Source organism: Jannaschia pohangensis, assembly GCF_900113875.1.
GTDB classification, from domain to species: Bacteria; Pseudomonadota; Alphaproteobacteria; order Rhodobacterales; family Rhodobacteraceae; genus Jannaschia; species Jannaschia pohangensis.
Genome location: NZ_FORA01000006.1, coordinates 89915 through 104950, shown reverse-complemented (window position 1 = coordinate 104950; position 15036 = coordinate 89915). Strand labels below are relative to the sequence as shown.

Here is a 15036-nt window from a genome sequence, read left to right as displayed (position 1 = left end):
GGGCGCAGCACATGACCGACACCTACCTGCTCCGCGCCGCCGACATCGCCGCGATGGAGGGGCTGTCCAAGACCCACTACCTCAACCCCGCCGCCACCCGGGTGAACAAGTCGCTCGGCGACGCGACCGGCCTCGCCGGCCTCGGCGTCCACGTGATCACCGTGGCGCCGGGGGCCGAGACCACCGAATACCACGTCCACCACCACGAGGACGAGGCGATCTTCGTCCTGTCGGGGCAGGCCACCGCCACCATCGGTGACGACGATCATGCCATCGGCCCGGGCGACTTCATCGGCTACCGCGCCCGGGGCCTGGGCCATACCATCGTCAACACCGGCGACGGACCGCTGACCCTTCTGGTGATGGGCCAGCGCCTGCCCCACGACGTGACCGACTATCCCCGCCTGGGCAAACGCCTCTTCCGCAATGCGGGCCTGCCCTGGGACATCGTCGATCACGCCGCCCTGTCGCACCCGAATGCCGGGGCCAAGGGTTGAACGGCTTCACCCGCATCGCGACAGGCCACGACGCCACCGACATCTCGCTGGCCGTCACAGCACTCGAAGGGGCGGGGTTCATGGTGCTGACGCCCGGTCGCCACACAAATTCGGTCGTCCCGCACATGAGCCTGGCATTCGGCGGCGTGCCCATCATGGTCCCCGACCATGACGCGCCGGATGCCCGCGACCTGCTCGCCGCAATCGATGCCAAGGGTATCAAGATCGATCCCGCCGACCTGCCCCAGCCCTACGACGACACAGCCGACATCGCCCGCCCCCTAGGGGTTCTGGGCCGCTTCAAGGAGGTGTTCTTCTTCTGGCTCGGCGGCGTGTCCCGCCCGATCAAGGGGCTGTTCCTGAACGACAGGCCGAAAGACTAGGGCACGGCGGGCCGGAACAACGCCTCCATCTGGTCTGCCGTATTCGCGTTGGGCTCCTCCGCCCGTGCCTGCCGCAGCAGGGGCAGCGCCGCCTCAGGCCATGTTCCCCGCTCCCATGCCGCCAGGGCCTTGCAGGCCATGTTCCGGTTCCGCGTCACCGGGCTGCGCAGGGCGACCGCGATCAGGGGCCAGCCAAGCCCCGGGAAATGCCGCAATTCCTGCACGATGTAGTCCAGCGCCGAATGATCCTTCCAATCCGGCCCGAACCCCATTTCATCGGCGGGCCCGGTCTCAAGGTCCTCCAGCGGCAATTGCACCAGAGCCAGATCGACGACCTTCGCCACCCGCTCCGCGTCCTTCGTCGTCATCAAGGCGAACCAGTCCGACCGCTCCGGCTCGGCCATCTGCCGGTCGAACACGATCTGCCAGACATCCACCCCGACCTCAGGCCCGACCTGCCGCGCATCCCAGTTCGCGCCCTCGTCCGCCCCGGTCAGCGCCGCGCGCACAAGATCGGCCAATCCCTCACGCGCCAGATACGCCGCCACAAGACCCGTCACGCGGGCCCCGTCCTCTGCCGTCCACCCATAGCCTTCGACACCGCGTCGCAGCCCAATGGCGCAGGCCCCGTGGCGCAGGGACAGGGGCGCACGCCCGATCGCCTCCAGCCACAGAACCGAGGCCGACGCGCCCTCGGCATAATCCACCATCTCCTCTGCCGGACCCCCGCAACTCAAGGCGCGCAGGATATCCCCCGCCCCGTCCAGAAGGGCCGTGTCCGCCCCCGCCATGTCGCGCAACTGCCCCGCCAGATCGCCCTCCCGTGCCGCGAGACAGGCCAGATATTCGTACATGATCGCGTTTTGATATCCCTCCCGGACCAGCCACCTGCGCCAGTCGGCGTCGCCGCCCGCAGCCAGCCGTTCGACAAGATCGATCCGACCCCACCCGTTCAGGTCACGCGCCGCCGCCTCGAGCAGCGGACGCGCCTCCGCCTCGGGCAACAGCCGACCCAGCGCGATCACCGCGAACTTGCTGAACTCTTCATGCCCCGCAAAAAGCCGAAGGACTCCGGTATCGCTTCCCTCGATCAAACCGATCATGGCCAGCCCGAATTTCGCCGGCTCCGCCATCGGGCAGTCTTTGGCCAGCCATTGCGCAAACCGGCCCAGCTTCTGCAGATCGGGCGGATCGGCCATGACCCTCTCCGTCACATCGTCGACCAGTCCGATGGTTCTGTGCGTGTTCAGAAGGTCGACGAAATCCTTGATCCGACCCTTCGTCGGATGTGCCAGAACCCGACGCAATGCCGCGTCGACCTCTCGGGCACCATCCGTCGAACCGCCCAAGACGTTGTCGAGCATCCCCGCCGCAAACCGGATCTTGCGAGGATCGTCCCCCTCTTCCTCGACCTCAAGGTCATTCAGATTGGTGCCGGCCTCCCGCAGGGCGAAAAGCCGGTCATGGATCGACACCCGCTCTCCGGACCACGGCTTGGGAAACTGTCCGCTGCGCCATATCGCCGTCGCGTTGAAAAAGGGAAGGACCGCCATGCCGTGACCCTAGGCCAGCCCCGCGCCGCCGTGCAATTCCCGTCAGGCGCAGGTCCGCCCCGCGCTTGCCGCGACCGTATCCCATCCGACGAATTTGCCCCCGGAGAAATTCAGCCGGACCGAGTCCCTTGTCGCGAAGGCCTGCATGCCCGGGGCGCAATCGACCGCGCGCGGGGGGCGCCCCTCGACCCGGGCCACGCTTTCCAGCACGCCCGCGATGTCGCGACCGAACCCGATCTGCCGCCCGCCCGACCCGACCACGTCCAGCCCGTCCGACGCAGGGACAAGCGTCAACCCCGACACCGCCTCGGCGGCCGGAGTCGCAACCGACTGACAGGACGCCAGAGCAGCGACCAGAGCAAGGGAAATGTACAAACGTATGTACAGGGGGTGTACAGGGGGTGCACCGGGGGTGACACCCTGTTTCCCGCGTGTTTTCAACGGGGTGACCGCTTAGCCAGGATGCGTTGCAGCGTCCGGCGATGCATGTTCAACCGCCGCGCCGTCTCGCTCACATTCCGGTCGCACAGCTCATAGACCCGCTGGATATGCTCCCACCGGACCCGGTCCGCAGACATCGGATTCTCCGGCGGCGGCGGCAGTTCCTCGGGCAGGCAAAGCAGGGCATTCATGATGTCATTGGCATCCGCAGGCTTCGACAGATAATCCGTCGCCCCGATCTTCACCGCCGCCACCGCCGTCGCGATCGCGCCGTATCCGGTCAGCACGACGATGCGCGCATCGGGCCGCTTTTCGCGAAGCCTTTCAACCACATCCAGACCGTTGCCATCCTCCAGCCGCAGGTCGACCACAGCATAGGCCGCGGGCCGCGCGGTCGCCTTGGCGATGCCCTCGGCGACGGAGCCCGCCGCCTCGACCTCGAAGCCGCGCTTCTCCATCGCGCGTTCCAGCCGACGCAGGAACGGCTCGTCGTCGTCGACAAGCAACAGGGACTTGTCGGGTCCGATTTCCGGCAACTGCTGGTTCATGTCGCTCTCCTGGCGTGATCTTGTGACGTTCAAGATATGGCGCTAGCTCAAACGGTCAAATCCCACTAAGGCAATCCCCATGCCAAACACCGGAAACGCGGGCCTCCTGCCCCCCGAGACAACGCATCCGCAGGTCCGCCTCCAGACCCTGATCAACCTGCGCTGGCTCGCCATCGTCGGCCAGACCACCACGGTCGTGCTGACCAGCCTGGCGCTGACGATGTCGGTGCAGCTTCTCCTTTGTCTCGTCGTCATCGGTTTCGCCGTCGCCGCCAACGTGCTGGCCACCGTGATCTATCCCACCAGCACCCGGCTGTCGGACCGCGCCGCCTTCTTCTTCCTGCTCTTCGACCTGGCACAACTTGCGGCGCTCCTGTTCCTGACCGGGGGTCTCAACAATCCGTTCGCCCTGCTGTTCCTGGCCCCGGTCACCAGCTCCGCGACCGCGCTATCGCTGCGGTCGACCCTGACCCTTGGGGTGATCGCCGTCGCGCTCATCACCTTCCTTGGCGGGTATCACATGCCCCTCGAACTGGCGGATGGCTCGACCCTGACCCTGCCGCCGATTTTCCTGATGGGGTTCTGGGCGGCCATCGTCATCGGCACGCTATTTCTTGCGGGCTTTGCCTATCGGCTGACGCTGGAGACCGAGCGGATGTCAAATGCGCTGCTGGCGACACAGACCGCGCTGGCCCGGGAACAGAAGCTCCACGATCTGGGCGGCGTCGTCGCGGCGGCGGCGCATGAGCTGGGCACGCCGCTGGCAACGATAAAACTCGTATCGTCCGAATTGGCCGAGGAACTGGCCGACCGGCCCGACCTGCACGAGGATGTCATGCTGATCCGGTCCCAGGCCGACCGCTGCCGCGATATCCTGCGCTCCATGGGCCGGATCGGGAAACGCGACCGCCAGGTCAGCAGTGCCCCGCTGGAAGCGATCCTGCGCGAAGCCGCCGAACCCCATGCCGACCGTGGCATCACCATCCGTTACGACACCGCGCCGCTCGACGGGCAGCAAGGCACCGGACCCGGTCTGCGCCGCACGCCCGAAGTGATCCACGGCCTGCGCAACCTGATCCAAAACGCCGTGGATTTCGCCGAGACCGAAATCTGGATCGAGGGCCGCTGGTCCACCGAAGCCGTGGTCGTGCGGGTCATCGACGACGGGCCGGGATATCCTGCGGACGTGCTGTCGCGATTGGGGGACCCGTTCCTGCGAAACCGGCGGCGCCAGGGATACGAGGGCATGGGTCTGGGGCTATTCATCTCGAAGACCCTGCTGGAGCGGACCGGCGCGACCATCGCCTTCTTCAACGGATCACAAAGTGGACGGAACCGCCCCCCGAAACGTGGCGGAGCCATCGCCGAGGTGCATTGGACCCGCAACACGATCGAAGCCCCGCTCCGCGAAGGCCTGGGCGAGAACCTGCCTTTTGACGTCGCCTCCGAAATCTCGCGCCGTTAACACCCCCTTAACCAAATTGCCGCATGGTCACCTGATCCAGACGGACAGTGAGCCATGATCGACACCATCCAATTGCTCTGGCCACTCTTGGCAGGCTTGGCGACAGCAGTGATCGCACTGCACCTTGTCTTGTGGTTCGCCCCCGCCGACCGGCCGACCCCCCAGATAGGCGAGCATCTGTCGGAGCCGCGCTGGTTTACCTTCCGCGAAGGGTATCTGACGGAACATTCGGGGACCGTGGGATTCCTGCTCGAGGATCCGATCGACCACCTGAAGGCCTGGGACGAACTGGCCGAGGTCTTGACGGACGTAAACCCGACAATCCCCGAAGCCTTTGCCGCCCTCCGGCACATGGGTCGCCCCTTCCGGCTGGAAGGTCTGTTCGGCGTCGACCGCATTCTTGTCATCGGCATCCAGGAGGGTCGCGACATCCGGATCACCGTCACCGCGGCCTCTCGGCAAAGCAGCTCCATGCGGGTCGATCTCGCAAGCCTGCGCGCCATGGAGGAAGAGGTCGACGTGCTGTCCCGGTCCAACGACAGCAGCCCGACCCTGGCGTGGGTGGTCAACCCCCAAGGCGATGTCGTCTGGTGCAATGATCGCTATCTGAAGATGGTCGAGACCTGTTCGGGCAGCGAGGTCGCCCGGGGCTGGCCCATCCACACGCTCTTCCCGACATTCGACGCGGGTGGCCAGACCAAATTCCGCCGGAAGCTTGTGTGCAGGGCCGGCGCAGAGCATTGGTTCGAAGTGGTCGTCCAACCTGCGGACGCGAACGGTCTTCGGCACCTGCACGCGCAATCCATGAATGTCGTCATCGCGGCCGAGGAAACGCTGCGCAACTTCATCCAGACCCTGACGCGTAGTTTCGCCTTCCTGCCGAACGGCCTCGCCATCTTCGATCATGCGGGCGACCTGGTGTTGTTCAACCCCGCGCTCATCGACATGACCGGCCTTGACGCAGCCTGGCTCACGCGGCGTCCGAAACTGACCGAATTCTTCGATGCACTGCGCCAGGCAAAACGGATGGCCGAGCCTCGGGACTACCGCGCCTGGCGTGACGCCTTCGTCAAGCTCGGCTCGGCCGACGATGACGCCGCGCATGTCGAAACATGGGCGCTGCCCGATGGCCGGACCTTCCGCATGACCGGTCAGCCCCAGGGCGACGGGGCCGTGACCGTCCTGCTGGAGGACATCACCGCCGATATCGAAGCCGCGCGGCGGCAGCGCGCGGACCGGACGATCCTGACGACCGTGCTCGATACACTGAGCGAAGCGGTCATCATCTTCGACCACGACGGGAAGACCATCGTCGCGAACGATGCAGCGCGCGATATGTGGTTCAACGGGGCCGCCGACGCGATCCTTCCGGCCTCTCTGGACGGCTGCCTTGCCTTCTGGAGCGCCTTGTCCGAGCCGACCGACGCCTGGGCCGACCTGCGCAGCTTTCACCGCGATCCCGACAAGGAACGTGCCGACTGGACCGAGGCACTGCGCCTGCAGGATGGCCGCCCGCTGGACCTGCGCATTTCGCCGCTTGCGGGCGGTCGGTTGAGCCTGAGCTTCCAGTTGGCGTCCCGCACCGTCCACCGTCAGAGTCCGCACGGACCGCAGCAGGCCCTCCGCGCCTGAGAAACCGCCGCGCGCCCCTTGCGGGGCGGTGGCCCGGGCGTCTAACCGTGCAGCATGACCGCCGCGTGCCTGACCCGGACCCTGACGTCCCCCGCCGAGACCGAGGCTTTCGCCAGGTCTCTGGCGCCCTGTCTACGTGGCGGTGACACCCTTTTGCTGAACGGCCCGGTCGGCGCGGGGAAGACGGCCCTGGCGCGGGCCGTGATCGGCGCCCTGCGGGACTTGGCGGACCTGCCACCCGAGGATGTCCCCTCACCGACCTTCACCCTGATCCAGACCTATGATGTCGGCCCGGTCGAGGTCTGGCACGCCGATCTCTATCGCCTCGGCGATCCGTCCGAAGTGATCGAACTGGGGCTCGACGACGCCTTCGAGACGGCGATCTGCCTGATCGAATGGCCGGAACGTCTGGGCGCCGCGACCCCCGCGAACGCCGCGACGGTCACGATGGCGGTCACCGGCGACGACAGCCGGGCACTCATGCTGACCGCGCCGATGCCGATGCTGGCCCGCCTCGCCCCGGCCTTCGAAGGGACGCCCGCATGACGGACCGCAAGGACCTGATCGACCAATTCCTGAGCGATGCGGGGTGGGCCGGTGCCCGCCGCGACCCCTTGCCCGGCGATGCCTCGCTGCGCCGCTACATCCGGCTGGCGCGCGCGGGCGACCGCGCGATCCTGATGGACGCGCCACCAGAGACGGGCGAGGACGTCCGGCCCTTCCTTGCCATCGGTGACTGGCTGACCGGCTGTGGCCTTTCGGCGCCCGCGGTTCTGGCCCGCGACGCGGATGCGGGCTTTCTGCTGCTGGAGGACCTGGGCGACGATCTGGTGGCACGCCATGCCGACGCCTGGCCCGCCGATGCGCCGGTGCTCTATGCCGCCGCCACGGATGTCCTGACCGAAATCCATCGTCATACGCCGCCGACCCTGCGGCATTACCCCGACCAGATGGCCGATTTGGCCGCCACGGTCGTCGACTGGTACGCGCCCGAGGCCCGCGCGCATCGCCCGGCGATCCGCGATGCCATGCAGGCCGCCATCGACGCCACCCTGACCGGGCCGGACGTTCTGGTCCACCGCGACTACCATGCCGAAAACCTGCTTTGGATGCCGGACCGCGCGGGCGTCCGGCGCATCGGCCTGCTGGATTTCCAGGATGCGATGACGGGCCCCGGCGAATACGACCTTGCCTCGCTCATCCATGATCCGCGCCGGTCCGTGTCGAACGCATCGGCAGAGGCGGCCGTTCGGGCCTATCTTGGCGCGACGCAGGCTGACCCCGACGAGGTCGCCGCCCGCATCGCCGTCTGTTCGGTCCAGCGGTCCCTGCGGATCATCGGGCGCGTCTTCACCCGGCTCTGCCTGCACTCGGGCCGCACCTCCTACCTGCGGTTCATCCCGCCGACCTGGGTCGCGCTGCAACGCGAACTGCGCCACCCGGCATTGACGGACTTGCGCGGGGTTCTGGATGGCCTTTTGCCCGAACCCGACGCCGACTGGATCGCCGACAAGATGGCCCGCGCGGGCACATTGGCGGGCCGGGCCCATGCGGGCACCGAATGATCGGCACGATGGTCTTTGCAGCCGGTCTGGGCACGCGGATGCGGCCGCTGACCGACGACCGCCCCAAGGCTCTGGTCCAGGTGGCCGGGCGCGCCCTGATCGATCACGCGCTGGAGCAGGTCGCGGGCCCTGGCCCCACGATCGTGAACGCCCATCATTTCGCAGACGCGCTCGCCGCGCATCTGGCGGGCCGCGACGTGACCCTGCTGCGGGAAACGCCGGTTCTTCTGGAGACCGGCGGGGGCCTGCGCAACGCTTTGCCGCATCTGGGCAAGGGTCCGGTCCTGACGATGAATGCCGATGCCTGCTGGACCGGTCCGCGCGCCCGCGACACGCTCACGGCGGCATGGGATCCGACGCATATGGACGGCCTGCTGCTTCTGGTGCCATCGGCGCGGGCCGTCGGTCAGGCGGGCGGCTCCTTTGCCATGGACGGAGACAGTCGGCTGGTGCGGGATACGGGCGGGATGGTCTATACCGGTACGGGCATCGTGAAGCCCGAGGGTTTGCTGCGCGACCCGAGGCAGGTCTTTTCCCTCCGCGATCTGTGGTTCGAGATGCTCGACCGGGGTCGCCTGTTCGGGGTGGAGCATCCCGGGCACTGGGCCGATGTCGGCACCCCGGGCGGGATCGCCGAAGCCGAAGCCATGCTGGCGCAGGCACCATGAAGGGTCTTTTTGCCGAACCCATGGGCGTCGATTTCAGCGCTGCGCTGGCCGACGGTCTGCACGCCCGCCTGACCGGCAGCACGCCGCAGGCCATGGCGCGCGTGACCCTGCTGACCAACACAAGCCGGATGGCCCGCCGCACGGAAGCGGCGCTTGCCTCGCGCGGGGCGACGTTGCTGCCCAGGATCGGACTGGTATCGCAACTGGCCCCCCTGCTGGCCCCGGGAGAGGCGCCCGTGGCGGATATCTCGTCGCTGGCCACACGCCTGCGCCTGACCCAACTGGTCGATCTGCTTCTGGCGAAGGAACCCGGGCTGTCGCCCCGCGCCGCCGCCTTCGATCTGGCGGGGAGCCTGGCGAACCTGCTCGACGAGTTGCAGGAGGAGGAGATGGACCCCTCCGCCTTCGATGCGCTGGATGTGTCGGACATGTCGACCCATTGGGAGCGGTCGCTCCGGTTCCTGCGGATCGTCACCGGTTGGTCCGCCAGGGATGGGAACCTCACAGAGGCGGCAGCGCAGGGCCTGGCCCTCGACCGATTGGTCGCCGGGTGGGAACGCAACCCGCCGCAGGACCCCGTCATCATCGCGGGATCGACGGCATCGCGGACACCGACGCGGGCGCTGATCCGGCATGTCCTCGATCTGCCTTCGGGTGTGGTCATCCTGCCCGGCCTCGACACCGACATGCCCGAAGAAGCATGGCAGGCACTGACCGAAGAGGCAGGGCATCAGGACCATCCGCAGTACCGGCACGCGGCCTTGCTTGCGGCTTTGGGACGAACCCGAAGCGAGGTGCCGCGTTGGTCCGAACGGGCCCCGGCGGTCCCGGCCCGCAATGCGCTGATCTCGCTGGCCCTGCGTCCTGCGCCCGCGACGGATGCCTGGCGCGCCGAGGGGCCGGAGTTGCCCGGCGTCGCCGAGGCCTGCGCCGGGATCACGTTGCTCCGTGCCCCGTCTCCGGGCGCAGAGGCCGCCACGATCGCCGCCGGTCTGCGCGCCGCCCTGGCACAGGGCAAGCGCGCCGCGCTCATCACGCCGGACCGGGCGCTGTCACGGCAGGTCGCGGCCCAACTCGACCGGTGGCGTATCATTCCGGACGACTCCGCCGGTATCCCCCTGGGCCAGACGTCGCCGGGGCGCTTCCTTCTGCAATTGGCCGAGATGCGGGGCCAGCCGGTCGAGGCCGAGCCGCTGGTCATCCTGATGTCCCATCCCCTTACGCATTCGGGCCGGGGTCGGGCCGACCACCTGACCCGCCTGCGGGAGGTCGAGATCGAGTTGATCCGGGCCAAACCGCTGGCCTTCCCCGACCGCGCCGCGCTGACCGCCTGGCTGAACGACCCCGAAAAGCCGCGCCTGAACGACGCCTGGACGGAATGGCTGGCCGACATGCTCGACGCGGTCGCGGCACAACCGGACAGCGCGCCCCTGATCGACCACGTGACATCGCACCTCGAGCTGGCCGAAGCCCTGACCCGGGGCAGCGCCGACGAGGCCGGGGCCCTGTGGTCGGACGCGGCGGGCCGCGCCGCGCGCCAGATGCTCGACCGCATGATCGACGCTGCGCCGCATCGGGGCGAGACGGCGATCACCGCACGGGATTATGCGCGCATCCTGCACGCCCTCCTGTCGGGCGAAGAGGTCCGCGAGACGTTCTCCCCGCATCCCGAGGTCATGATCTGGGGCGCGCTCGAGGCGCGGGTCCGCAGCGCTGACCTGGTGATCCTGGGCGGGCTCAACGACGATGTCTGGCCCGGGCAACCCGCACCCGACCCCTGGCTGAACCGGGCGATGCGCCGGGCCTGCGGGCTCCGTCTGCCGGATCGCTCCACCGGCCTGTCGGCCCATGATTTTCAGCAGGCCGCGTCGGGGGCCGAGGTCTGGCTGTCGCGCGCCGTGCGCAGCGCCGAGGCCGACACCGTGCCGTCCCGCTGGCTCAACCGGATCGAGGGATTGCTCGGCGGGATCGGTCCGCACGGCGAGGCGGCGCTGGCCGGAATGGTCGCGCGGGGCGACAGGTGGCTGGCGACGGCGGCCCTGCTGGATCGGCCGGACGCCCGCCATCCGACCGCGCGCGCGCCCCGACCGGCTCCGCGCCTGCCCCGCGGCATCAAACTGGAGCGGATTTCGGTGACCGGCGTCGAGCGGCTGATCCGCGACCCCTATGCGATCTATGCCGAGAATTTCCTGCGCCTGCGCGCCCTGCCCGCCCTGCGGCAAGGCCCCGATGCGCGTCTGCGCGGCGAGATCGTCCACGAGGCGATGGAGCGCTTTGCCCGGGCGGTGCCCGACACCCTGCCCGAGAATGCCGACGCCATCCTGCGCGCGACCCTGGAGCAGGCCTTGGCCGACATCGCGCCCTGGCCCGGGCCGCGCAGGCTCTGGCTGGGCAAGTTCGACCGCGCCGCCGCCGACTTCCTTGCGGCAGAGGCCGAGAGACGGGCCAAGGGGCGGCCCCTGCACCTCGAGGACACGGGCAAACTGACAATCAACAGCCTGGGCCTTGTGCTGACCGCGCGGGCCGACCGCATCGACGACCTGGGCGACGCCGTCGCCATCTATGACTACAAGACCGGCACGGCGCCGGCCGGCCGGCAACAAAGGCAGTTCGCCAAACAGCTGCTGCTCGAGGCGATGATGGTCGAGGACGGGGGCTTCGCCGGTATCGCGCAACGCCGCGTGGACGAGGTCGCCTATCTGACCGTCGGGACCCGATACGCCGAAACCTCGCCCGAAGACTTCGGACCCGAGGCCATCGCCCGGACACGGGCCGACTTTCTCAAGCTGATCGGCCGCTACGCCGAGGGGCAACCGTTCATCGCGCGGCTTGCCCCGGATCTGCTGACCTACGTCGGCGACTACGATCAGCTCTCGCGCTTTGGCGAATGGGACGACACGCAGTCCGCCCGTGTCATACCGGTGGGCCAATGACCGACGCCTTCACCCCCGACGCCGCCACCCGCGCGCAGATCGACGCGGCCAACCCCGAAGGGTCGGTCTGGCTGGCGGCCAATGCCGGATCGGGCAAGACGCGGGTCCTGACCGACCGGGTGGCATGGCTCTTGCTGGATGGCGCGGCGCCCGAGCGGATCCTCTGCCTGACCTATACCAAGGCCGCCGCGGGCGAGATGCAGAACCGCCTGTTCAAGCGGCTTGGGCAATGGGCCATGCTGTCCGACGATGATCTGCGCCGGGAGATAACCCGACTGGGTGCGGCGCGCGGGACGATCCCGCCCGAACAGCTTCGCCGCGCCCGGACCCTCTTTGCCCGTGCCATCGAGACTCCGGGCGGCCTGAAGATCCAGACGATCCATGCCTTCTGCGCCTCGCTCCTGCGGCGGTTCCCGCTGGAGGCAGGCGTGACGCCGACCTTCAGCGAGATGGACGACACCGCCAAGGCACGTCTGCACGCCGAAGTCCTGGACGACATGGCCGCCGATCCGGAACGGCAAGCGCTGGTCGATGGCATCGCCAGCCGCCTGACCGACAGTGAGCCGTCGAAATTCCTGGAGGCCGTGGCCCGACTGCGGGGCGCGATCCCGGCGCTGTCGGACGCCGAACTGCGAGACCGTCTGGGGATTATCCATGACAGTCCCGAGGCCGCTCTTGCCGACTTGGTCGGCGAGCAAACTCTACATTTGCTGACTGAATTCATGGAGCTTGCCAAGTCCGCACCGGGCAAGTCGGTCGAAAATGTCGCGCGGCAATTCGAACTGATCTGCAAAGCCGATGCGACAGAGCGGTTGGATCTTTTGACAGCGGCCTGCCTCAATTCGGACGGCAGTCCGCGCAAGACAGGCAGATGGCCAAAAGCTGTCCAAGCCGGAGAGTTTGGCCCGCTTGTCGAACGATTCAACTCCTTGGTGCAGAGGGTCTTAAAGGGTCGCATGCACATCGGCGCCTTTGAAACGCTTGCCCAGACCAAGGCCCTGCACGCCTTTGCCCCCGCTTTCGTGGCCGAGGTGGAGGCGCGCAAGACGGCGCGGGGATGGCTCGACTTCGACGATCAGATCGCGGGGGCGCAGCGGCTTCTGTCGACCTCCGACATGGCGCAATGGGTTCTGTTCAAGCTGGATGGCGGCATCGACCACATTCTGGTGGACGAAGCGCAGGACACCTCGCCCGGCCAATGGGAGGTCATCACCAGGCTGGCCGCCGAATTCGCCGCCGGTCTTGGCGCACGGGAAGACGTCCGCCGGACCCTCTTCGTGGTCGGGGATCGCAAACAATCGATCTATGGCTTCCAGGGCGCCGATCTGAAGGCGTTCGAGGCGATCCGCCTGGCCTTCGGGGCCATGCTCCCGAAGAACGGCCCGCAATTGCGCGACCACGCCCTGCTCTATTCCTTCCGGTCCTCGCCCATCATCCTGAAACTGGTCGATGCAGTCTTTGCCGAGGACAGCGGCCTTGGCCCGGCCCCGGAACACATCGCGTTCTTTCAGGACAGGCCCGGACGCGTCGATCTCTGGCCTGCGATCCCGAAGGAAAAGGACGACAAGGAAGACCGCGAGTGGTTCGAGCCCATGGATCGTCCCGCGTCCAACGATGCGGATGTCGTTCTGGCGGACCATGTGGCCAATGCCATCGACGACATGATCCGCAGCGGCACGGCCATCGGCACCGGCGATGCACGACGGCCCATCGTCGCGGGCGACATCCTGATCCTGCTCCAACGGCGCAACAAGCTGTTCTATCACATCATTCGCGCCTGCAAGGCGCGGGGTCTGAACCTTGCCGGTGCCGACAGGCTCAAGCTGTCGAGCGACCTTGCGGTCAAGGACCTGATCGCCGCGCTGACCTGGACCGCGACCCCCGACGACGACCTGTCGCTGGCCACGGTCCTGCGGTCGCCGTTGTGCAACACCACCGAAGAGGGGCTGTTCGCTCTGGCCCACGGGCGCAAGGGGCGGCTTTGGGACGCGCTTCGGCACGGTGAAAGCGACCCGCAGGCCATCGAGATGCTGGCCGATCTGCTTCGGGTGTCGGATGTGCTGCGCCCCCACGAAATGCTCCAGCGGATCCTGATCCGGCATGATGGGCGCAGGCGGCTGCTGGCCCGTCTGGGCGCGGAATCGGCAGAGGCCATCGATGCCCTGCTGGGCCAGGCGCTGGCCTATGAACAGCTTGAAACGCCCAGTCTGTTCGGCTTTCTCGGCTGGCTCGCCTCGGCGGATGTGGACGTAAAACGGCAGGGGGCCTCTGGCTCCATCCGGGTGATGACGGTCCACGGGGCCAAGGGTCTGGAGGCACCCGTCGTCATCCTGCCCGAAACGATGTCTCGCAAGATCGAGGGCGCCAAGGGGGTTCGCAGGCTGGAGGACGACACGCCTGTCTGGCTGCCGACCAAGGCGGGATGGTCGCCTGCCGTCCACGCCATGAATGAAGCCTCCGAAACAGCCGAGCGGGCGGAACGCCACCGCCTTCTGTATGTGGCGCTGACGCGGGCAGAGAGCTGGCTGATTGTCGGGGCCGCAGGCGATTTGGGAAAGGAACCGGGTGACAGCTGGTACGGCATGATCAACGAGGGCATGAAGAACGTCGGGGCCGAACCGCACGACTTCCCGACCGGGACGGGTCTGCGGATCGAGTCGGGCGACTGGTCCGCGATGCCGCGCGACACCGAAACGGACTTCCCCGTTCCCGACCGGCCCGAATGGTTGGAAACACCGGTTCCCGCCCCCGACAAGGTGGCCGCGCGCATCGCACCGTCGGCCTTGCCCGGCCCCAAGGCCCTGCCCGGAGACATGGGCGACGATACCGAGGCGGCGCTGCGCCGGGGCACGGCCCTTCATGCCCTGCTGGAGCATCTGCCGAACCATGCGCCGGACCACTGGGACCGGATGGCCCGCGCGATCCTGCGCTCCACCGATGATGCCGCGGCCCTGCTGGCCGAGGCGCGCGCCGTGCTTGAGGCCTCGGAGCTTGCGCATATCTTCGCCCCGGGCACACTGGCCGAGGTTCCCTTTGCCCTGCCCGCGACCGCCGACCGTCCGGCCATCTTCGGCACGATGGACCGCGTCATCGTCGGGGACGACCGCGTGCTGATCGTCGATTTCAAATCGAACCGCGTGCTGCCCGACACGGCGCAGGCTCTGCCGGGTGGGTTGCGAAACCAGATGGGCGCTTACGTTGCCGCCGCGCGGGCGATCTGGCCCGACCACCGGATCGATGCGGCGATCCTCTGGACGGCGGGGCCGCGGCTCATGCCGCTTCCGCACGAACTCGTGACCGGATTCGACGCAGCCATTGACCCGGTGCGGCCGCCTGCATAGCTTCCACCTC

At 67.9% G+C, this 15036-nt stretch carries 12 protein-coding genes; 9 read left to right on the top strand and 3 right to left on the bottom strand.

Annotated elements, in window-relative coordinates; translation table 11 throughout:
* Window positions 1-11: 11 nt before the first annotated feature.
* Together BM002_RS17205 and BM002_RS17200 are read left to right on the top strand one after the other, a co-directional pair.
* Entirely contained in the window at window positions 12-497 is a 486-nt protein-coding gene (locus BM002_RS17205; protein ID WP_092784252.1) for a cupin domain-containing protein, read from the top strand.
* Complete coding sequence (locus BM002_RS17200) at window positions 494-880, top strand: putative signal transducing protein (protein ID WP_092784249.1); 387 nt, start codon at window positions 494-496, stop codon at window positions 878-880. Before BM002_RS17205 ends, BM002_RS17200 begins: the two co-directional genes overlap by 4 nt.
* Here the strand turns inward: BM002_RS17200 and BM002_RS17195 are convergent.
* From BM002_RS17195 to BM002_RS17185, 3 genes are all read right to left on the bottom strand, one after another.
* On the bottom strand, window positions 877-2433 hold the full coding sequence (locus tag BM002_RS17195; protein ID WP_092784246.1) for a hypothetical protein: 1557 nt from the start codon (window positions 2431-2433) through the stop codon (window positions 877-879). The genes BM002_RS17200 and BM002_RS17195 overlap by 4 nt on opposite strands.
* Before the next feature lie 42 nt (window positions 2434-2475).
* Window positions 2476-2808 carry a hypothetical protein gene (locus tag BM002_RS17190; RefSeq protein WP_139212409.1) on the bottom strand — a complete coding sequence of 111 codons (333 nt, stop codon included), beginning with the start codon at window positions 2806-2808 and terminating at the stop codon, window positions 2476-2478.
* Window positions 2809-2870: 62 nt separating this feature from the next.
* Window positions 2871-3422, bottom strand: coding sequence for an ActR/PrrA/RegA family redox response regulator transcription factor (locus BM002_RS17185; protein ID WP_092784240.1), 552 nt, complete (start codon window positions 3420-3422; stop codon window positions 2871-2873).
* Between the two features lie 79 nt (window positions 3423-3501).
* Here BM002_RS17185 and regB point away from each other — a divergent pair, with 79 nt between their 5' ends.
* The 7 genes from regB to addA are packed head-to-tail and all read left to right on the top strand — an operon-like array spanning window position 3502 to window position 15026.
* A complete protein-coding gene (gene regB / locus BM002_RS17180) occupies window positions 3502-4887 on the top strand; it encodes a sensor histidine kinase RegB (protein WP_092784237.1) in 1386 nt (461 codons plus the stop codon).
* Window positions 4888-4941: 54 nt separating this feature from the next.
* Window positions 4942-6519: a PAS-domain containing protein gene (locus tag BM002_RS17175; protein WP_092784234.1), complete on the top strand. Its 1578-nt coding sequence runs from the start codon at window positions 4942-4944 to the stop codon at window positions 6517-6519.
* A gap of 54 nt (window positions 6520-6573) precedes the next feature.
* Complete coding sequence (tsaE, locus tag BM002_RS17170; protein ID WP_092784231.1) at window positions 6574-7065, top strand: tRNA (adenosine(37)-N6)-threonylcarbamoyltransferase complex ATPase subunit type 1 TsaE; 492 nt, start codon at window positions 6574-6576, stop codon at window positions 7063-7065.
* Window positions 7062-8084: an aminoglycoside phosphotransferase family protein gene (locus BM002_RS17165; protein ID WP_175484950.1), complete on the top strand. Its 1023-nt coding sequence runs from the start codon at window positions 7062-7064 to the stop codon at window positions 8082-8084. Before tsaE ends, BM002_RS17165 begins: the two co-directional genes overlap by 4 nt.
* Window positions 8081-8752 (top strand): nucleotidyltransferase family protein, encoded by a 672-nt coding sequence (locus BM002_RS17160; protein ID WP_092784225.1) that lies wholly within the window; start codon window positions 8081-8083, stop codon window positions 8750-8752. Before BM002_RS17165 ends, BM002_RS17160 begins: the two co-directional genes overlap by 4 nt.
* On the top strand, window positions 8749-11685 hold the full coding sequence (gene addB, locus BM002_RS17155; protein ID WP_092784222.1) for a double-strand break repair protein AddB: 2937 nt from the start codon (window positions 8749-8751) through the stop codon (window positions 11683-11685). The genes BM002_RS17160 and addB overlap by 4 nt, the downstream gene beginning before the upstream one ends.
* Entirely contained in the window at window positions 11682-15026 is a 3345-nt protein-coding gene (gene addA / locus BM002_RS17150) for a double-strand break repair helicase AddA (protein WP_092784220.1), read from the top strand. Before addB ends, addA begins: the two co-directional genes overlap by 4 nt.
* Window positions 15027-15036 lie beyond the last annotated feature (10 nt).